This window comes from Streptomyces sp. NPDC059850, from assembly GCF_042731515.1.
GTDB lineage: Bacteria > Actinomycetota > Actinomycetes > Streptomycetales > Streptomycetaceae > Streptomyces.
Genome location: NZ_JBHWJI010000001.1, coordinates 15,340 through 34,059, shown reverse-complemented (window position 1 = coordinate 34,059; position 18,720 = coordinate 15,340). Strand labels below are relative to the sequence as shown.

Below are 18,720 nucleotides of genomic sequence, written 5' to 3'. Positions count from 1 at the left end.
GGCACCTCGCACGGCTACATCAGCCCGCTGAACCCGGCCCGTGACTCCAGGGATCGCTAGGCTTCGGAGCGTCAGTCGGCTGCGCTGCGAAGGGCGGAGGCCGCAGATGCCACAGGACTGTGAGGCGAGCCCCTTCTCCAACGATGGGGAGCGGCCCGTGTGCGGGATCTGCCCGAGTCTGCGGCTCCCCGGTGGTGGATTCGACGTTCACGAGCGGCCGTCCCGCGACTCTGCCTTCGACCCCGAGACGGGCAACCGCTTCACGTCGGCTGGTGTGCCGGTGTGCGTGCATCCCGAGCGGGTTGGGCTTCCCGCTGCCGCGTACGCCACTGAGCAGCGGCCGCTGCCCTGGGAGGTGCCTCCGCCGGTCGACCCGGACGAGGTGGTGGTGTGGGTGCGGGATGCGCTGGCCGTAGCACCGCCGGACGCCTGCGGCGGAGTGATCGACCAGGCGATGAGCATCCTCCGGGCCTCCGATCCGGCGATGGACGTCACGGCGGTGCTGCGGGCCGCGCTCAACTAAGCGAGGACCGGCCCGCCCGGTTTATCGGGCCGCAAGGGCGAGGCCGCCCGCACCGCGTCGTGCAGCTCATTCCCGGTGGCGCACCGGTGGCCGTTCCGGCAGCCGGTGCAGTCCATGGCGTGGTCGAGGAACTGGCTCCAGGCCGTCGACTCGGGCTCCGGAGCGGTGGGCTCGGCGCCGCAGGTGGGTGAGGGCGGCTGCTCGGGTGCCGTCATTTCTGCCGTCTGACGGGCTCGTTGCGGTCGAGGAGACGGCTGCTGCAGTCGAACGGGTCGCGCTGCTTCGGGAACGTGGGCGCGCAGTCGGGGCAGGCGTAGACCGTGCCGCCGCCACTGCTCCCGCCGTGACCGATCGCGACGACGACCGGCTGCCTGGTGGTCTTCTGGCAGCGGGCGCAGATCTGGGGCATCACCGGCCCGTCGCCTCCTCGGCGGGCTCGGCGAGTGCTCGGGCCAGGGCCAGGCGCAGCCGGTGCGGGTCGGTCAGGTACTGGCCGTCGCTCGCCGGGGTCCGCCAGTGCAGGCGCGGGCCTTGCGTCCAGGTCGCGGGCGGCACGCCGACGTAGGTGACCTCGGCGCCATGTGCGCCGAGGGCGTGGATGCCGCTGTGGAGGCGCTCCCAGTGTTGGGCGTGGCCCGAGGGGATGAACCAGTACATGAGGCCGTAGTCCGCGATGACGGCGCCGGAGGTGTCGCCGAGCTGTTCGAGGACGCGTTCCCCTAAGTCTGCGGGGGCTCGGACGATGTCCCAGTGCGGCCCGACTTTGATCATCTCAACTTCGGTGCCTGCTGGCGGTGCCCATTGGTCGGCTCGGGCTCGGGTCGTCATGGTTCGGCTCCGTGTACGGACGGTGTGCTGACCGTTACATCGTGCCGACGCGAAAGGGCCGGAACTATCAGAGCTGATTGATAGCCCCGGCCAGAGATTGACGGGGCGTTACACGCCCAGCCAGGTTCCGAATCCGGTGAACGTCTCCGGCATGTTCCTGCGTACATGAGCCAGCCCGGCGTACGTCTCCCGCACCATCGGGTGGTACCGCGTCTGCTGCGGCGCCACCTTCCGCGCCTTCTGCAGGCTGCCGAAGCTGTCCTTCGTGCGGCCCATCCACAGCTGCGCCCGAGCGACCTCGGCGTGGTGATGAGCCAGCCGCGACGGTGGCCAGTCCTCCGGCAGCGTCAGGTCCTTCGAGGCCGCCACCGCTTCGGGGTACAAGTCCCGCTCGGCGAGCGTGCTGACCTTGTGGACGCCCACGTTGGCCGGGCCGAAGGCGAGCCAATGCGTTTCGATCGCCTCGCCCGTGCGCTTCGCGATGCGCTCGGCCTCGGCCAGGTGGTTGTCGGCGGCATCCCCGTCTTTGCTGCGGGCGGACAGGACGGCGGCGCCCAGGTGGAGCTGGCCAGTTACGACGTCCCGTTCCCGGCTGGCCTCGGCCTGCTCCATGGCCGACATCCCCAAACGGATCAGTCGCTGCCCGGTCCCGTACTGGGCGGCCCGCAGGTAGACCAGGGCGCGCATGTACTGGCGCATCCCGCTGAGTACCGCGTCGGAGCCGCGCTGAGCCGCCCACTCCAGCCGGTCCAGAGCGACCGTGCACAAGTCCGCGTAGCCGAGTTTCGTCGTGACGTCGTACGCCGTGCGGTACGTGCTGGCCAGGATCTTCCACGCCTGGTCGCTGCCCGCTTCGTACGCCGTGGCGGTCGCCTCGTGAATGAGCGTCGGCAGCTCGGCCGCGGCGGTCTTCAGGTCCGTGGCGCGCACCAGCGTGCACAGGCGCTCGGCGTCGGCGTGCAGCTCGGCCAGCCCGCGCGGGGCGACTTCGGGATCGGGGCCGAGGTCGTACACGTCCAGTGCCTCGCGGATGGGCTGGATCAGGCCGTCGAGCTGGTCGTGGCGCAGCTCGTCCAGATAGGGCTGACCTGTGAGTTCGGAGACAGGGACGGACAGGGCGCGGGCCAGGGCGCCGATGACGGACGGGCTGGCGGGCATGGCACCCTGCTCGACTTTGGTCAGGGTGCTGTACGAGACGTGGCTCTTGTCGGCCAGCTCGCGCTGGTTCAGGTGCCGGGTTTTGCGCGCCCGCGCGATTCGCTTACCGGTGTGCTCTTCGATGCTCTGTGGCATGCTGAACTCCGTTCTGCGTTGACATCAGAACGCTACCCGCGGTCGGCTCCGCAGGTACGGCTAAACGGCCCCCATCTCGGTGGGGGCCGTCGCGCTTCCTTGACACGACGGACGCCCCTCGCTCGGCCCGGAGGCCAGACGCGGGGTACGCGTGTGCGGTGCCGCGATGCGGGCCCGTAGCCCGTCAGGGCTCGCACGATGGCGGGGCTCGGTGGTATCCGGGGGTCGGTACCCGGCGATCGGAAGGCGGGACAGTGTCGCTGCTCGTGCTGTGGGACATCGACCACACGCTCGTGGATACCCGCGGCGTCGGCCGGGAAGTCTGGGCCGAGGCATTCGAGGAGGTCACCGGCCAGCCCATGCGGCAGCAGGCGAGGGTCGACGGGTCGACCGAGCCGGTGATCCTCCGGGAGACGCTGGCGTTGCACGGGCTGGAGGGCAGTCGGGAGCTGTTCGAGCGCTTCGCCCGGGCGCTCGGAGCCGCCCACATACGGCGCGCGGCCGAGCTGCGTGAGCGGGGGCGCGCTCTCCCCGGGGCGCCGTCGTTGCTGTCTGCCCTGGCAGCGCGCGACGGCATGGTGCAAACGGCGGTGACGGGCAACATCCGCGCCGCAGCTCAGGTCAAGCTGGCGGCATTCGGCCTCGATCCGTACGTCGACCTCACCATCGGCGCCTTCGGCGAGGACGCGGAGGGGCGCCCGGAGCTGGTGCATACCGCCCTCGGGCGCGCCCGGGTAGGTGCGGAGTTCGCCGTGTTGGTCGGGGACACGCCGTCCGATGTGCGGGGCGGGCTGGGTGCGGGCGTCCGCGTGGTCGGTGTCGCCACCGGGCGTACCAGCGCGGAGGAGCTGCGGGCCGCTGGGGCTGCCGAAGTGGTTGAAGATCTTTCCGACACCGGGCGGATGCTGAAGCTCCTCGCAGGCTGAGCGCGACGAAGACCGCTGCGACGAAGGCCCGGGGGCGCCGCTGACCTGCGGGAGGGTGGGGGCAGGAATATCAGGGCGGGCGGGTGGGTTACGGTCGCATGGGCACGAGCACTGTGGAACTCACCAAGGACAACTTCGACGAGATCGTCTCGGGCGCCGATTTCGTCCTGATCGACTTCTGGGCCTCCTGGTGCGGCCCCTGCCGGATGTTCGCGCCGGTGTACGAGAAGGCCGCGGAGCGGCACTCGGATCTGATCTTCGCGAAGGTCGACACCGAGGCGCAGCCCGAGCTGGCGGCGGCGTTCGACATTCAGTCGATCCCCACGCTGATGATCGTGCGCGACAACATCGCCGTCTTCGCGCAGCCCGGCGCGTTGCCCGAGCAGGGGTTGGAGGAGGTCATCGGGCAGGCGCGGGATCTCGACATGGACGCCGTACGGGCCTCCGTCGCCACGCCTGCGGCCGATGGCTGAGCTGGTGCTGATCCGGCACGGCGAGACCGAGTGGAGCCGTACCGGGAAGCACACCAGCTGGACCGACCTGCCGCTGACGGCGCGCGGTGAGGAGCAGGCCCGGGCGCTGCGGCCGCTGCTGGCGGGGCGGAAGGTCGGGTTGGCGTTGGTCAGCCCGTTGGGGCGGGCTGCCCAGACCGCGCGCCTTGCCGGGCTCACCGAGGTGCACACCGAGGCTGAGCTGCGGGAATGGGACTACGGCGGGTATGAGGGCGTGACCACCGCCGAGATCCATGAGACGCGGCCCGGGTGGGAGCTGTGGACGGATGGGGTGGCGCCCGGTGATGTCGCCCATCCGGGGGAGACGCCGGAGCAGATCGGGGCGCGGGTCGACCGGGTGCTGGCCAGGATCGAGCCCGAGTTGCGCGACGAGGACGGTGAGGATGTCGTACTCGTGGCGCACGGGCATGTGCTGCGGGTGCTCACCGCCCGTCGGCTGGGGCTGCCGCCCGCCGCCGGGGCGCTGTTCCGGCTGGAGACCGCGACCGTCAGTCGACTGGGAACCGAGCACGGGCGTCCGGCTCTGCTGGCGTGGAACTTGACGTGCTCCTCGGCCTAAAGTCCGAGGGTTCCTGCCGCGGTCGGGTGACCGCCTGGGTGGCTTCCTGCTTCAACGCGCTGTGCCGGGACTTTCGTCCTGGTCTTACCTGCGCTCTGCAAGGCGTTTAGCCTGTCCGCCCGTCCGGCGGCCAAGGTGTTCTGGGAGGCGTTGTCGTCGCGGTCGTGGACGGTCCCGCATCCGGCGCATGTCCATTGGCGGATGTGGAGGGGTTTGGGGCCGTCCTTGACGCCACACACGGAGCACTTCTGCGAGGTTGGCTCGAAGCGTCCGATCTTGCCGAAGTACCTGCCGTGCTTGACTGCCTTGTACTCCAGCATGTTCACGAACGCCGACCATCCGGCGTCGTGGACGGACTTGGCCAGCCGGGTCCGCGCGAGGCCGGAGACCGCGAGGTCTTCCACATACACCGCTTGGTTGTCGCGGATGATCTGTGTGGAGGCTTTGTGGTGCCAGTCCCTGCGCCGGTCGGCCACCCGGGCGTGCTGCCGCGCGACCCGGGCACGGGCCTTGTCCCGGTTCTTCGATCCCTTGGCCTTCCGGCTGAGGTCTTTCTGTAACCGTTTGAGTTTCTTCTCCGCGCGGCGCAGGAACTTCGGGGAGCGGATGCGGGTGCCGTCGGACAGCACAGCGAAGGTGGACAGTCCCAGATCGATGCCCACTTCGGCATCGAGCACGGGAAGGACATGCGGTTCGGTGTCCACCACGAAGCTCATGAAGTACCGGCCGGCGGAGTCTTTGGTGACAGTCAGGGAAGTGGGCGGGCTCGGCAGCGGCCGGGACCACTTCACCTTGATGTCGCCGACCTTGGCCACGTACACCGTGCCGTTGCCGCGGAGGGAGAAGGCGCTGGCGGTCAGGCGGATGGACTGCCGGGTGTCCTTCTTCGACTTATAGCGAGGCGGTCCGACCTTGCGGCCTTTGCGCGTGCCCTTGAGGAAGTCGAAGAAGTTCTTGTAGGCGGTGTCCAGGTCGCGCAGAGACTGCTGGAGTGCGATCGCCGGTGCCTCGGCCAGCCAGGCGCGCTCGGCGGTGCGTTTGGCCTGGGTGATACGGCGCCGGGACAGTTCGGCCGACGTCACATACGGCCGCCCGGCCGCTTGTGCTTCCTCCCGGTCGCGCAGGCAATCGTTCCACACCACACGCGCGCATCCGAAGGCACGCGCCAGCGCACGACGCTGCGGGGCGTCCGGATAGACCCGGTAGTTGTAGCGGAGCTGCACAAACGTGATCGTACGTGGGTCTCATGGGCCGAGAGGGCGAATGTCGCCGTGGTAGGCATGTGGTTCCGGCGATGCGCGTTCACTTGGTTTTTGTGACCAAGTACCGGCCTGGAATGTTCACCGTCGAACATAGGTCACATCAGCCCTGAGATGCCTTCCATCCCCGGGCTGAGGGTTGGGGCTTTCACACAAGATGATTGGTAAGTTCCGTATTCCCCCTACGCCACCCGCGTACGGGACGGCGTATACGTCACCGAACAGGAAGCAGGGAACAGCGAGCATGGCTACGACGCGTACCGCGCACACCGTCTGGCAGGGCAATCTGGCCGAGGGCCAGGGGACGGTCACCTTCGACTCGTCCGGGATCGGCGAGCAGCCCGTTTCCTGGCCGTCGCGGGCCGAGCAGGCGAACGGCAAGACCAGCCCCGAGGAGCTGATCGCCGCCGCCCACTCCAGCTGCTTCTCCATGGCGCTGTCGCACGGCCTGACCCAGGCCGGTAACCCGCCCACCCGGCTCACCACCCAGGCCGAGGTCACCTTCCAGCCGGGTACCGGCATCACCGGTATCCACCTCACCGTGGAGGGCACGGTCGAGGGTCTTGACGAGGCCGGGTTCACGGCGGCCGCCGAGGACGCGAAGAAGAACTGCCCGGTGAGCCAGGCACTCGCCGGTACGGACATCACGCTGACGGCGAAGCTGGCCTGACGTCCTCCACCCGCTGCAGCAGTCCCCAGGTGAACTCCGCTACGTGGTAGCGGAGTTCACCTGTTTCGGAAGGGGCGTCGAAGGCCAGCCTTGAGCGGGTCGGCGCCGAGCCCTCCATCGGGCGCGCGGGCGGGAACGCGCGCGCCACGTCGTCCACCGTGCAGGACCAGGGGGCGAGGTCGGCGGCCGTGCGCAGGGTGGGCGCGGGTGCGCCGGGGGCGCGTACGAGCCACTCGTTCCACACCGCCCCGCCCGGCGCCGTCAGCACCTCGAACCGCAGGTCGGGCCAGAGCGGCACCGGCCAGCTCAGCGCGTCGCACGTCAGATCGCCGATCCGGCGCCGCGCGGTGGTCTCGGGCGGGCCCAGCACCGAGCGGTAGCGGGCGACGGCGGAGCGCCGCCGTGGCGAGCGCTGCATCGCCTGCCAGCGGCGGTTGGCCTCGCGCATCACGGCACGCTCGTGGCCCAGTTCGCGCAGCGCCTCCTCGACCATGCCCGGCTGGTAGTCGGCCATGCGGCGCAGCAGGACGAGGACGAAGGGGAAGGGGGTGGGGAAGGCGTCGGGCGTGGTGTCCATACGGACATCGTGGCGTACGAGCAGCGTCAGGGAGTGAGCCGTTTCGCCAGCCGTTCGTGTTCCTCGTCCGGGACCCGCTCCCCTGACGACGGGAGCAGCTGCGGGACGCCGTCCAGGATCGGGTAGCGGCGGCGCAGCCGGGGGTTGTACAGGACGTCCTCGGGCAGCAGCAGGGTCAGTGGGCCCTTGTCGAGGGGGCAGGCCAGGATCTTCAGGATCGGGTCGTCGGGGGTCATCGGTCACTTCCTTCGCGTACCGGATCGGGGTGGGCGGCGTCGCGGCGGGGGAGCGTCAGCAGCACGCACACCGCCAGCGCCGTCCCGCCGAGCCGCAGCGCGAGCCGCCACGGCTCGTGCGGCAGTGGCTCGCCGAACGCCACCGTCCCGCACACCACCGTGAACACGCAGGTCACCGTCGTGCACACCGGCACGATGAGCGACGCGCGGCAGCGCTGCAGCGCGGTCTGCGACAGCACCAGGCCCGCCGCGCCGGTGAACAGCAGCAGATACGGGTACGGGCCGCGCAGCAGCGTGAGCGCCAGGGAGCCGAGGCCACCGTCCGTCGTCAGCAGCCCGGACACGCCCTTGATGGCGAGCGAGCTGACTCCGTACAGCAGTCCGACCGCCACCCCGTACTCCACGCCCGTGACCGACGCGTCCGGGCGGCGGGCGCGACGCTCCGTCGCGCCGTACAGCAGCACGCCCGCCACCAGCGTCGGGACGCAGATGGCGAGCAGCGTGCCGGTGGCGGCGGTGTGGCCGATGTCGCCATCGCCCCGTAGCGATGCCACCACCATCACCAGGGCGCACAGGATCAGCCCGATCCCGGCCCGTTCGCGGCCACTGGTCCGCTCGCCGAGCACCCGGGAGGAGAGCAGCAGGAGCAGTACCAGGCCGGACACGAACAGGCCCTGCGCGGCCGCGATCGGCAACGTCCGGTACACCACCAGCTGGGCCGCGAACCCCGCCGCGAGCGCCGCCGAACCGGCCAGCCACAGCGGGCTCCCCAGCAGCAGCCGCAACAGCCGGGCGGGGCGGGTGGTGCTCAGGGGCGGCAGCGCGGACAGGGCGCGTTTCTCCAGGACGAAACCGGTGCTGTACGCGACGTTCGCGAGCAGCGCCGCCACCACGCCTACGCCCCAGCCCATGCGCCCGCGCCCTCCCGCCGCCGCGCGTGCACCAGCAGGATCGAGGCCAGCGACGGCACCCGGCACGCGGCGCGGTCCAGTGGCCGCAACACGCGTGGCACATCGTGGTACGGCGCCCCCGCGAGCCGTACCACCTCGAAACCGGACGCGGTGAGGAAGCCGCGCAGCGCCCGCGCCGTGTACAGCCGCAAGTGGCCGACGACCTCACGGCCCGGGCGGCCGTGGATGCCACGCAGGCTGACCTCGGAGAACACCGGCTGCACCCCGGCCAGCAGCAGCCCACGGTTGTACCAGGCCGCCAGGTTGGGGGTGGAGAGCAGCAGATGGCCACCGGGGCGCAGGACGCGGTGTATTTCGTCCAGCGCCGCGTCCGGGTCGACCAGATGCTCGACCACCTCGCTGAACACGCACGCGTCGGCGCTCCCATCGGCGAACGGCATTCCACCGTCGGTGAGTTCGCCCCGTACGACGGCGGGCAGGCGGAGTGCGGCGCGGCGCAGCGCGTCCTGCGACCAGTCGACGCCGATGAGGTGGTGGCCGCGCAGGAGGGGGAGGGCGGTGGCGGCCGCCGTGCCGTCGCCACAGCCGATGTCGAGGATGGTGGCGGCGCCCGTGTTCCCCTCGGTGGCGAGCGCGTGGGCGAGCATGCGCGCCTGGCGGCGGCTGCGGTCCGGGCCGGACGCGACGGGGACGGCGGGGTTCTCGTAGAAGTCCCGGAGCGCCGGGCTCATGCCGTACCCCTCGTGTGCGCGTGGGCGGTGGCGGCCAGCGCGCGCTGGAAGAGGCCCGCGAGCCCCGCCCCCGCCGCGTCGTCCAGCAACGCCCGCGACCAGCGCAGCGTCACATGCAGCCGCCCGCCGGTCGAGGCCGTCGTCACCGTCAGCCCGCGGGGCATCCGGGCCGGGGCCGAGAACCACACGGCGGTGGCCCGGCCCGCCTCGCCGAAGTCGAGCGCGTACGGAATCCGGCCGATGTTGCTCAGCAGCGTGGTCGAGGTCCACGGCCCGGCCGCCTGCCGTAACGTGCGCGTCACCGCCGCCCGCAGGGCGACCGGTACGGCGGGCAACGTGAGCAGCGTCCCCGCCACCCCCAGCTGCGCCCCCGGCGCGGCCTTCAGCGCCCGGGTGCGCGCGGCTGTGCGGTGCAGTAGCCGCGCCACCGCCGCTGGATCGGGCGTTTCCTGGGTGAGGAGCCGTACGTCCGCCCGCTCCTCGGCTCCGAAGCCGACCTCCACGAGCCGGGTGCCGTTGCCGATGGCCATCTCGGACGCGCCGCGCGGCCGGTCGTCCACGGGCATGGTGATCCGTACGGGGGCGGGCGGGCGGCCGTGCAGCTCGTTCCAGCGGGCCGCCATCAGGCAGGTGGCGACGAGGAGTTGGTCGTTGACGGTGGGGCCGCCGGGTGTGCGGGGCGGTACGGGCAGCTCGGAGAGCAGCATGGCGTTGCCGGTGCGGGGCGCGTGGGTGTCCTTGGCGATCCGTACGGGCCGGGCGAGCCCCCGCGCGCCACCACCTCGCTCGGGCGCGGGCGCGGCCACGGGGGCCGGGGTGGCCTCGGTGTCGCCACCGCCGCCGTACAGGGTGGCGGCGGTGGCGAGCACCCGCAGACAGGACGGCCCGTCGAGCGCGGTGTGGTTGACGGTGAGGACCAGCACACAGCCGGTACGGTCCGGCTCGGTCACCACCTCCAGCCGCACCGGAGGCGACGCGGTGAGCGGCGGGCACACCGCGAGCGCCCGTTCCCGGGCCCGGGCGAGGGCGTCGGTGGCGCACGGGGAGAAGCTCACCGGCTCGACGTCCGGCCCGTCGGTGACCTCCCACTCGTACCGCCGCCGCCACCACGGCCCGGGCGCCTCCCGCACCAGAATCCGCGGATGCGTCCGCAGTGCCTGGCGGAAGGCGTCCCGCAACCGCCCGGGGTCGGGCCGCCCCGGGAGATGCACCTCGATGTGCACGGTCTCGGGCTCGTCGTCCTGCAGACAGTGCCGGGAGATCTCGTCGACGGTGGGGAACGGGATCCGCCGCGCGCGGTGCGGCTCGCCCTGCCCGGGCAGGGCTACGCCACCGGCCCCTTGCTCAAGCGCAGTCACCGGCCCCCGCCTTCCCCGGCCTGCCGGGTGCCCCGCTCGCCGGGTGTACGTGGCGCGCGGGCGCGGTCGCCCGGTGCGGTGTCGTGGTGCGTCAGCACGGCCTCGCTGCCGCTCGTGGGCGTGGCTTTGGTGGCACCGGCCGTGGGCGGTGCCGGATCGGCCGCGGGTGGTGTCGGTGTGCCCGCCCCCGCGTCGGCCCGGGGCGTGCCGGAGCCCGGTGGCGTGGCCCGGCCAGGGGTGCGTGGCGCGTGGGTGGCGTCGTCCGGGTGTGCAGTCTGCCCGGTGTGGTGCGCCGCCGCCGTGCCGCTGCCCGTTGCCGCGTCGTGCGGCGTCCGCGCCGCTGCGTCGCTGCCGCTCGCTGTCGGGTCGGGGCCCGGTGGCGTGGCCCGTGCGGGCGTACGTGGCGCGCGGGCGCTGTCGTCCGCGTGTGCGGTCTGACCGGCGCTCTTCGTCGCGCGGCCGTGCGTCCGCTCGGCCTCGCTGCCGCCTGCGGGCGTGGCTTCGGGGGCACCGGACGTGGGCGGTGCCGGATCGCCCGCCGCCGCGTCGGCCCGGAACGTGCTTGGGCCCGGGGGCGCCGTCGTGCCGCTGTGCGGGGGTGTGTCGTGCAGTGGCTTCGCCACCCCGCCATCGCCGCTCGCGGGCGGTGTGTGGCCGAGGGGTGGGGTGACCAGGGTCGGGGCGTCGTCATCGGCCAGGTGGCGGGGTGGCCCGCCGGGGCTCGGGGTAGCACCGGCCGGGGCGCCACTGCGGGGCGGTACGGTCACCAGCGCCGCCGTCAGGGCCACGATCGCCAGCGCCTGAGCGGCCCCGCTGAACGCGCCCTCGCTCGCCGCCGCCGGTTCGCCCGCGCCCGTGGCCGCCACCACCGCCGCGGCCGCCATCGCCGCGAGGGCCGTGGGGGCCAGCCAGGCGGGGCGGTACCAGGCGAGGAGGGCCAGGGCGGGGACGGCCAGGGCCAGCCAGCCCGCTACGGCGACCATGACCGCCGTGACGGCCACCGTGCCGAGGATCCAGCCCGGTGACGGAGGCGCATCGGTTTCCGGAGCCGAGGCCTCGCGGCGGCGGGCGAACGCCAGACCGGCCAGGATCAGGACCGCCGCCCCGCCGCCGATGAGGCCCGCGTAGTACGTCGTCGACGGTTCGTACGTGAGCGTGACCGTGCCGCCCTCGCCCGCCGGGACGAGGAAGGCCTGCTGCCAGCCGTCGACCCGCAACGACGTCAGCGAGCGGCCGTTCAGGGTGGCCTTCCAACCGTCGTTGTGGTTCTCGTACGTCTGCAGGTAGACGGCCTGGCCGGGGGCGACCTTGACCGTTCTGCGGTCGCCCGACCAGTCCTTCGCCTGGACGGTACGAACATCCGACGCAGCGGTGGCGGGCTTGCCGCGGGTCAGGGTGACGTCGGTCAGCGCCAGCGGACCGGCGTCGCCCGCCTCCACCGTGTGGCGGCCCGGGTCGAGCCGCAGCTTGCTGCCCTTGGCCTCGTTGCCGCACAACTCGACCGTTACCGGGCGGCGTTCGACCAGGTCCTTGACCAGGCCGGAGGCGGACGTGGCGTGCAGGGTGCCGTCCACGGCCAGCGCCGGGCCCTGGCCGCAGGGCAGGGAGAAGCGGGCCTTCGCCGAGGGCGGGGTGGTGCGCAGCATGCTGCCCAGTTCGGGGATGAAGACCTCGCTCAGCCCGACCGGGAGCTGCAACTCCTGCCCGGCGACCGGGTTGTGCAGGGTCAGCGGCGCGGTCTTGCTGATGGTGATGTCGAGCCGGTCGGTGGTGATGGCGGGGAAGCGGGCCCAGCCGTTGGCGTCGACTCCGGCGGTGGCGGCGCCGTCGGGGGAGTTGATGAGTATTTCCTCGGGGCGGGTGGAGAGCCCGCCCGCCGCCGCGAGGACGATCTCACTGACGCGTTTCTTCTCCGGCCAGCGCAGATGCAGCACGGGCGAGTCGCCCGCGATCCACGCCGTCGTGATGTCGCCGTCGATGAGGTTGCGCGCGCCGAGCGCGGTGCCGGTGCGGCTGGTGGAGTCGGCGGTGATGGTGACCCGGGGGCGCTGTCCGGGCGCCACCTGGGCCAGCAGGGCGTCGAGCGCGCCACCGGGTACGGCGACGGCCTGGCCCGCGATGGAGTACGTACCGCCGCCGCCACTACGGAACTGGCGGTGCAGCCCGACCTCCGCCGACGCGGGGGAGAGGCCGCCCGGGTCGGCGGACCGGTGCAGCGAGACGACCTCGGCCGACGAAGGGGCATCACTCCGCCCGGCGTCGTTCGGAAGCGACAGCAGCCGGGTGACCTGTACGCCGGGCACGGACACCTCGGAGAAACCGGCCCCCGACAGCCCCGGCTTGGGCGCCTGCGAGCCAGTGATCGTGATCTTCAGCCACTTCGCCGGACCGGACGGCACCTTGACGGACTGCGCGGTGCCGTTCGGCTGGAGCGGGCTGTCCGCAGAGCCGGTGTCGGTCTGGACCCGTACGGAGGTGGGCGCGGCGCGCATGCCGTCGCCGGGCAGCGGGGTCAGCTGGAGGGAGTCCGGCAGCCGCAGCGTCTGCGCGAACTCGATCCGCAGCCACTGCCCCACCGGCTTGCCCGCGCTGCCCTCGGCCCACGCCGTCTCCGGGTTGCCGTCGAAGGCGCCGACGGGGTCGTACTGCGGCAGGTGGAACAGCCAGTTGCCGCTGCTGGAGGCGGACACCGAGAGCGCGCCGCGCAGCGTGGCGGTCGTCTGGTGGCGGGTGCCCGTCGTGGGCAGGATCTGGCGCGGTGGGTCGCCCGGATCCGTCAGGCTGCCGGACGGGTTCCGTTCGTCGGCGGTGTACGTGTACGAGGTGTTGGAGTTGACGAGCCCGAAGCGGGTGTCGGCGCGCCGCAAACCGTCGCCGACCGCCTGCAGCGCGGGGGTGCCGGTCCCGGGGTGGCGGTCGCCGGTGAGGACGGTGGGGCGGTCGGCCATCGAGGGGTCGGCGGAGAGTTGCAGCAGCGACTCGGGACCACCGCTGACGGCGGCCGTGGCGGACACCGGCTTGGCGCCCACCGCCCCCGGCCGCGCCACGCCCTCCGGCCGGTAGATCTCGACGGCCTGGCGGCGCGGGAACAGCCCCTGCACCTGCACCGGGGTGTTCGCCGCGATCCGGCCACCGGTCATCAGCGGCCCGAACCCGGTGACCTTGCGGTAGCCGGAGGCCTCCAGGGTGCGGGCGACGGTCTGCGGCGGTACGTAGCCGATCTGGTCCGGGTCGAGGTCGTTGCGTACGACCACCTCGTGCAGTCCGGCGCGGGCGAGGAAGTCCCGTAGCCCCGGCACCTCGCCGCCACTCAGCAGCGCCTGCTCGACCGCGTCCATCGCGCGCCGTGATCCGGCGGTGCCGAAGGGCACGAAGTCCCGTTGCGCCCAACGGGATTGGGCGAGGACGTCGAGCGGCTGGTCGATGGGGCTGCCCCAGGTGTAGAGGCCGTGCGCGGTGGCGGGGACGACGAGGGCGCGGCTCCGCGCGGCGTGGTCGTCGAGCCAGTCGGCGGTCTTCTCCCAGTAGGCGGGCAGCGCGCTGAAGCGGCCCGGCTGGAGCACCGTCCCGTTGAGATACGGCCACGCGAGCGCCGGGAGGAGCAGCAGCGCCAGCACACCGGGGAGGAAACGGCGGCCGGGGATCCGCCGTCCGACCGTGAGCACATGCATCAGCCCCAGCGCGAGCGCCAGCGCGAGCCCGGTCTGGAACTTGTAGATGTTGCGGAACGGCCGCAGCCACCCGTCCAGCCACCCCTGCACCGTCTCGTGGAACGGTCCGCCGAGCGTCCCCCCGTATCCGGCGAGGGTGATCAGCGCGACGGAGAGCACGATCAGCAGCAGCCACCGCCGCTCGGGCAGATCGCGCCGCGCGAGCCCCGCGAGCCCCAGCGCGGCGGCGAGCCCCGAGCCGAGGACGGCCACGACGGAGGCGGCCACGGTCCAGCCGCCGGGCAGCCACGCCTCGCCGAAGTGCAGATACGCCACCCAGTTGCCCGCGCCGCGCAGCGTCTCGGTGGCGGCCATGGTGGCGGTGGTGGTGTCGGCCTGCTCGATGTACGGCAGGAAGTTCTCGCCGTACACCCCGAGCAGCAGCAGCGGTACGACCCACCACGCCGTGGCCAGCAGCACCCCCGGAATCCACCACCCCAGCAGCGCCCGCTGCCGCCGCCCGGCGGGGCGGCTGAGCAGATACAGCGCCACCGGCAGCAGCGAGGCGAGCGTGGAGGCGGCGTTGACACCGCCCATGCAGGGCACGAGCAGGGCGGAGCGGGCGGCGGCGATACGGGGGAGGCTGGCCGGGTTGGTGAGCGGCAGCACGACCCACGGCAGCAGCGCCCCGGGGAGCGCGGCCGCCGAGGTGGAGCCGACGACGATGGTGAACACCGGCCACAGCGCGTACCCGGCCGCGCCCAGCAGCCGGGTCGCCGGGCTCCCGACGCGCAGCCGCTCCGCCAGCCGCAGCGCGCCCCAGAACGCCACCGCCACGATGAGGGACATCCACAGCCGCTCGGCGAACCACACCGGGATGTGGAGGAGGTGGGTGAGCGCGTAGTACGGCAGCATCGGGAACGCGTAGCCGACGTACTGGTCCGCGATCCCGCCGAAGCCCGCCCGGTCGTGCCACAGCGAGCCGAGGTCGGCGAGGAACCCGAACGGGTCGAGGACGACCGGCAGTTTGGTGTCGAAGGACATCTTGCCGGGCGAGGGCGCGAGGAACGCGACTAGGACGGCGGCCCAGAACCCGACCAGCCAGCGCCGCCCGCGCGGCCGTTCACCGGGCGCGGGCGGCGGCGGTGCGGGCGGGGTGCGCACCTGGGGCGGGGACGGGACGACCTGGGTCATGGCGACCGCCTAAGGATCAGGAGAAGGTTCCACGTCGCGACCTCCCGCAGTCCCGGCACCCGTGTGACCGCCCCGGTGAGGAACGGCCAGTAGCGGGAACGTGCCGAGACCACGGACACGTCCGCGCGGCTGCGGACGTGGCGCAGGACGGGGCCGATGTGGAGGGGGAAGAGGTTTTCGCCGAGCGTGTGCTTGGCGGCCCGGCCGGTGCGGCGCCGGTAGCGGGCGCGGGCCCGCTCGGCGCCCAGATAGTGCCAGGGCGCCCACTCGTGGCCGCCCCAGGGGGAGAGCCAGTTGGTGTACGAGACGTAGATCAGCCCGCCGGGGCGGGTGACCCGCGCCAGCTCGCTGAGGAAGGTGTACGGATCGGCCACGTGTTCCAGCACGTTGGAGGAGAACGCGACGTCCGCCACGCCGTCCGCGAGCGGCAGCAGATACCCGTCGGCGAGGACGGCCCCGGCGGGCGGGTGGCCCCGGGAGGTCAGCTCGCCGGTGTCCGGTTCGAAGAGATAGGCGTGGGCGCCGTGGCGGCGGAACTCCTCGGTGAAGTGGCCGCTGCCACCGCCCACGTCGACCACCACCCGCCCGCGCAGCGGCCCGCCGTACCGCGCCACCTGCTGCGCGGCGTCCCGGGCGAGGAGCCGGTAGCAGTGTTCGGGGTCGGTCTGCTCCGCCATGAAGGCGCGGAAGAGGGCGACGGAGCGACGGATCGACGGGTCCCGCAAGCCGCTCACCGCCAGGGTCTGAGGGACGACGACATCGAGACGGGCGGAACGGGTGGCAGGGGTGGTGGCGCCGACAGATACGCCTCCGCGGCCACGGCCCGGAAGCCCCGTACGGTCGCGCTCCACCGGAACCGCTCCGCGCGCAGCCGCGCCGCCCGGCCCAGCGCCTCGCGCCGCTCCGTACCGAGCGCGAGCGCGCACCACGCGGCGGCGAACGAACTCTCGCCACGCGCCAGCACACCCGTCACCCCGTCGTCGACGGAGTCGCGCAGCCCGGGGATGTCGAAGCCGAGCGTGGGGGTGCCACGGGTGGCCGCCTCCATCACCACCAGGCCCCATCCCTCGATCAGGGAGGGGTGCAGCAGCAGCCACGCCTGGCACAGCAGCCGGTGTTTCTCCTCCTCGGTGACATGGCCGGTGAAGGTGACCCCGGGACCGGCCATCGCCTCCAGCCGGGCCCGCTCCGGGCCGTCGCCGACGATGACGAGCCGCCCGCCGGTGACCGGACGCACCCGTTCCCACAACCGCAGCAGCAGGTCGACGCGCTTGTACTCGACCAGCCGACCCATCGCCAGGAACACCGGCTCACGGGAGGCGGGCAGCAGTGGCCCCGGCTCCTCGACGCCGTTGTGCACCACCCGGATCCGTTCGCGGTCGACGCCGAGGGAACGCAGCGCGGCGGCGGTGGAGTCGGAGACGGCCACCATGAGGTTGCCACGGTGGGTACCGGCCAGCGCCCAGTGTTCGAGGCGCCTGCCGAGCCGGGCCGCAGGTCCCCGGAAACGCAGCTTCCAGAGGTCGGTGTGGACGTGGTTGACCAGGCACAGGGTGGGTCCCCGGTGCCACAGTGGGGCCAGGTAGGGCAGTCCGTTGCACACCTCGACCAGCAGATCGCAGGGGCCGACCCGGTGGGCGAGGGTGTGCGGGGTGCGCAGGAAGTGGCCCAGCTCGCCGAGGGTGCGCCCGTGGCCGCCCGCGGACACCACCTGGTAGCCACGGGCGTCGGCGGGCCCGCCGCACACCAGGGTGACCTGGTGGCCATGGGCGGTCAGCCCCTCGGCGATCCGGTCCACCAGCAGCTCGGAGCCACCGGCCGCCGGATTGCCGAGGTCGCGGCGGGCGAGGAAGACGATCCGGTGCGGGATGCTTTCCGGCGGAGTGGTGGCCTCCGGCGTGGCATCGGGGGGTGCGGCGGGGGACGGTCGTACGTGCTGGGGCATGGCGTGGTGCTCCAACTCGCCTCAGGGTGCGGAGACTTCGTAGGAAGACGTACGGAGAGAAAACCTGCGGAGAGAACGAACGTGCCGAACCGGGGGTGTGCGACGAAGTGTGCGATGGGGTGATGCTCGTGGGGTGGTTAGTTTTCGCTTCCTTGTTCGCCCCGGCTACTCACCGGCGTGACAAATTACGGTCCCCGGACACCTGACGCTTCATCACTTCGCGCAGTGTCACTCACGCGTGCCCGCCTCCCCCGCACCACCAGCACCGCTCCCGCACCCGCCAGCACCGCCCCGGCGATGCCCGCGGCCAGCGGCGCCGTCTCGCCGACCAGCTCCAGCTTGCGGCTGTCGGCCCTGGCCAGCTTCACCTGGCTGCGCTGGGTGGCCTGGGTGAACTCCAGCCCCTCGCCACGCAGCAGCGTCACCCGGTCCCGGTTGCCACCGGGCGCGCGCAGGGTGACCTTGGGCGAGATCCCGGCGAAGATGATGCGGCCGGTGCGGCGGTCGGCCACCAGCTCGATGCCGGTGTTCGCGTACCACTCCTCGGCCTGCACCTGGCCCTGCTTGCCCCGTCCGACCAGCCGCCCGGGCACCTGGCGGGTGCCGGTGCGGGTGGGCTTCACGGTGCCGGTGAAGCGGTAGCCCTCGTACCCCTGGACCTTCGCGGTCCCGTCGAAACGGAGCGGGACGGTGGCGCCCAGCGTGCTGTCCCACCAGCGGTACGTCTGCTTCTTCACGTCGAACGGGAACTTCAGGTACGCGTCCCCCTGGAACGGTGTCGGCGACTCGCCGCAGCAGTGCACCGGCTCGTTGGTGCGGCGGTCGGTGACCCAGCGTTCGGTCTTCCACTGGAACGCCCGGCGCGGGTCCTTCAGCGGCAGGGTGCGCGGGGTGTCGACGGTCGTCGACACGTCCCAGACGGCGCGGCCCGTGCGGTCGCTGTCGTGGACGTCGCCCAGCACCCGGCGGGTGATGGTCAGCCGCTGGTCCCGCCGCTCCTTGACGGCGTTGGTGTCGAAGTAGCTGCCCGGGCCGGTGAACACCGTGGTCACGTCGGTGTCGATCGGTGTGCGTTTCGCCCGCGGCTCGACGTACCAGGCCAGCAGGGGTGCGAGGACGAGGAGGAAGACGCCGAGCCCGAGCGGGATCAGCGAGAGTGGCCAGAAAGCGGATGATCTGGGTGATACCGAGCGGCGCATGGCAGGCACTCCGTCTCGATGCGGCCGGATATTACCGGCGAGTCTTAGGCCCGGGACCGTAAGCGCAGGGTTGACGGAGTGTCAATCCTCCTCCCATGCTGGTGAGTTGCCGGGCCGGGCCGGTGCGCACGCCATACGGAAGGGGCTCACCGCGCCATGCCCAGACTGCTCGCCGCCGCTGTGACCTGCGTCCTGTCCGCCGCCCTCGCGGTCGGCGCGGCGCTCGGCATCGTCGCCCTGCTGGGCGCCACGCCCGATCAGCCGAACGTCCCCCTCGTCACCTTCCCGACCTCGTCCGATCCCGGTGCCACCGCGACCGCGACTCCGGCGGGCGACCGGTAATCCGGTC

General features: G+C 72.5%; 20 protein-coding genes. 6 read left to right on the top strand and 14 right to left on the bottom strand.

The window, feature by feature from the left end; translation table 11 throughout:
- Nucleotides 1-106: 106 nt before the first annotated feature.
- On the top strand, nucleotides 107-523 hold the full coding sequence (locus ACFV9T_RS00175; RefSeq protein ID WP_385435804.1) for a hypothetical protein: 417 nt from the start codon (nucleotides 107-109) through the stop codon (nucleotides 521-523).
- Here ACFV9T_RS00175 and ACFV9T_RS00170 read toward each other — a convergent pair.
- From ACFV9T_RS00170 to ACFV9T_RS00155, 4 genes are all read right to left on the bottom strand, one after another.
- The gene (locus ACFV9T_RS00170; protein ID WP_385435803.1) at nucleotides 520-738 is read right to left on the bottom strand and encodes a hypothetical protein; all 219 of its coding nucleotides are present in this window, start codon (nucleotides 736-738) and stop codon (nucleotides 520-522) included. The two genes, ACFV9T_RS00175 and ACFV9T_RS00170, sit on opposite strands and share 4 nt — an antisense overlap.
- The gene (locus ACFV9T_RS00165) at nucleotides 735-932 is read right to left on the bottom strand and encodes a hypothetical protein (protein ID WP_385435802.1); all 198 of its coding nucleotides are present in this window, start codon (nucleotides 930-932) and stop codon (nucleotides 735-737) included. The genes ACFV9T_RS00170 and ACFV9T_RS00165 overlap by 4 nt, the downstream gene beginning before the upstream one ends.
- Nucleotides 932-1,294: a hypothetical protein gene (locus tag ACFV9T_RS00160; protein WP_385435801.1), complete on the bottom strand. Its 363-nt coding sequence runs from the start codon at nucleotides 1,292-1,294 to the stop codon at nucleotides 932-934. Before ACFV9T_RS00160 ends, ACFV9T_RS00165 begins: the two co-directional genes overlap by 1 nt.
- A 165-nt stretch (nucleotides 1,295-1,459) precedes the next feature.
- Entirely contained in the window at nucleotides 1,460-2,644 is a 1,185-nt protein-coding gene (locus ACFV9T_RS00155; protein ID WP_385435800.1) for a helix-turn-helix domain-containing protein, read from the bottom strand.
- A gap of 254 nt (nucleotides 2,645-2,898) precedes the next feature.
- On the opposite strand from ACFV9T_RS00155, the gene ACFV9T_RS00150 reads away from it, so the two are divergent.
- The 3 genes from ACFV9T_RS00150 (at nucleotide 2,899) to ACFV9T_RS00140 (ending at nucleotide 4,641) form a co-directional block, all read left to right on the top strand.
- A complete protein-coding gene (locus ACFV9T_RS00150) occupies nucleotides 2,899-3,570 on the top strand; it encodes an HAD family hydrolase (protein WP_385435799.1) in 672 nt (223 codons plus the stop codon).
- A gap of 98 nt (nucleotides 3,571-3,668) precedes the next feature.
- Nucleotides 3,669-4,043, top strand: coding sequence for a thioredoxin (gene trxA, locus ACFV9T_RS00145; protein WP_385435798.1), 375 nt, complete (start codon nucleotides 3,669-3,671; stop codon nucleotides 4,041-4,043).
- Nucleotides 4,036-4,641: a histidine phosphatase family protein gene (locus tag ACFV9T_RS00140; RefSeq protein ID WP_385435797.1), complete on the top strand. Its 606-nt coding sequence runs from the start codon at nucleotides 4,036-4,038 to the stop codon at nucleotides 4,639-4,641. Before trxA ends, ACFV9T_RS00140 begins: the two co-directional genes overlap by 8 nt.
- Here ACFV9T_RS00140 and ACFV9T_RS00135 read toward each other — a convergent pair.
- Entirely contained in the window at nucleotides 4,638-5,864 is a 1,227-nt protein-coding gene (locus ACFV9T_RS00135; protein WP_385435796.1) for an RNA-guided endonuclease InsQ/TnpB family protein, read from the bottom strand. The two genes, ACFV9T_RS00140 and ACFV9T_RS00135, sit on opposite strands and share 4 nt — an antisense overlap.
- A 280-nt stretch (nucleotides 5,865-6,144) precedes the next feature.
- Here ACFV9T_RS00135 and ACFV9T_RS00130 point away from each other — a divergent pair, with 280 nt between their 5' ends.
- Nucleotides 6,145-6,570 carry an OsmC family protein gene (locus tag ACFV9T_RS00130; RefSeq protein WP_385435795.1) on the top strand — a complete coding sequence of 142 codons (426 nt, stop codon included), beginning with the start codon at nucleotides 6,145-6,147 and terminating at the stop codon, nucleotides 6,568-6,570.
- Here ACFV9T_RS00130 and ACFV9T_RS00125 read toward each other — a convergent pair.
- The 9 genes from ACFV9T_RS00125 to ACFV9T_RS00085 form a co-directional block, all read right to left on the bottom strand.
- Nucleotides 6,545-7,147 carry a hypothetical protein gene (locus tag ACFV9T_RS00125; RefSeq protein ID WP_385435794.1) on the bottom strand — a complete coding sequence of 201 codons (603 nt, stop codon included), beginning with the start codon at nucleotides 7,145-7,147 and terminating at the stop codon, nucleotides 6,545-6,547. The two genes, ACFV9T_RS00130 and ACFV9T_RS00125, sit on opposite strands and share 26 nt — an antisense overlap.
- A gap of 26 nt (nucleotides 7,148-7,173) precedes the next feature.
- Nucleotides 7,174-7,383: a Trm112 family protein gene (locus tag ACFV9T_RS00120; protein WP_385435793.1), complete on the bottom strand. Its 210-nt coding sequence runs from the start codon at nucleotides 7,381-7,383 to the stop codon at nucleotides 7,174-7,176.
- Nucleotides 7,380-8,294, bottom strand: a complete 915-nt coding sequence (locus tag ACFV9T_RS00115) for a hypothetical protein (RefSeq protein WP_385435792.1) — start codon at nucleotides 8,292-8,294, stop codon at nucleotides 7,380-7,382. Before ACFV9T_RS00115 ends, ACFV9T_RS00120 begins: the two co-directional genes overlap by 4 nt.
- On the bottom strand, nucleotides 8,279-9,025 hold the full coding sequence (locus ACFV9T_RS00110) for a class I SAM-dependent methyltransferase (protein WP_385435791.1): 747 nt from the start codon (nucleotides 9,023-9,025) through the stop codon (nucleotides 8,279-8,281). The genes ACFV9T_RS00115 and ACFV9T_RS00110 overlap by 16 nt, the downstream gene beginning before the upstream one ends.
- Nucleotides 9,022-10,383 carry a condensation protein gene (locus tag ACFV9T_RS00105; RefSeq protein ID WP_385435790.1) on the bottom strand — a complete coding sequence of 454 codons (1,362 nt, stop codon included), beginning with the start codon at nucleotides 10,381-10,383 and terminating at the stop codon, nucleotides 9,022-9,024. The genes ACFV9T_RS00110 and ACFV9T_RS00105 overlap by 4 nt, the downstream gene beginning before the upstream one ends.
- Nucleotides 10,380-15,227 carry an alpha-(1->3)-arabinofuranosyltransferase family protein gene (locus tag ACFV9T_RS00100; protein WP_385435789.1) on the bottom strand — a complete coding sequence of 1,616 codons (4,848 nt, stop codon included), beginning with the start codon at nucleotides 15,225-15,227 and terminating at the stop codon, nucleotides 10,380-10,382. Before ACFV9T_RS00100 ends, ACFV9T_RS00105 begins: the two co-directional genes overlap by 4 nt.
- Nucleotides 15,224-15,952 carry a class I SAM-dependent methyltransferase gene (locus ACFV9T_RS00095; protein WP_385436118.1) on the bottom strand — a complete coding sequence of 243 codons (729 nt, stop codon included), beginning with the start codon at nucleotides 15,950-15,952 and terminating at the stop codon, nucleotides 15,224-15,226. The genes ACFV9T_RS00100 and ACFV9T_RS00095 overlap by 4 nt, the downstream gene beginning before the upstream one ends.
- A 5-nt stretch (nucleotides 15,953-15,957) precedes the next feature.
- Entirely contained in the window at nucleotides 15,958-17,172 is a 1,215-nt protein-coding gene (locus ACFV9T_RS00090; RefSeq protein ID WP_385435788.1) for a glycosyltransferase family 4 protein, read from the bottom strand.
- Nucleotides 17,173-17,357: 185 nt separating this feature from the next.
- Nucleotides 17,358-18,371, bottom strand: a complete 1,014-nt coding sequence (locus tag ACFV9T_RS00085) for a DUF3068 domain-containing protein (RefSeq protein WP_385435787.1) — start codon at nucleotides 18,369-18,371, stop codon at nucleotides 17,358-17,360.
- 156 nt (nucleotides 18,372-18,527) lie between these two features.
- Between ACFV9T_RS00085 and ACFV9T_RS00080 the strand changes: the two genes are divergently transcribed.
- The gene (locus ACFV9T_RS00080) at nucleotides 18,528-18,713 is read left to right on the top strand and encodes a hypothetical protein (RefSeq protein WP_385435786.1); all 186 of its coding nucleotides are present in this window, start codon (nucleotides 18,528-18,530) and stop codon (nucleotides 18,711-18,713) included.
- The last annotated feature ends 7 nt before the right edge of the window (nucleotides 18,714-18,720 follow it).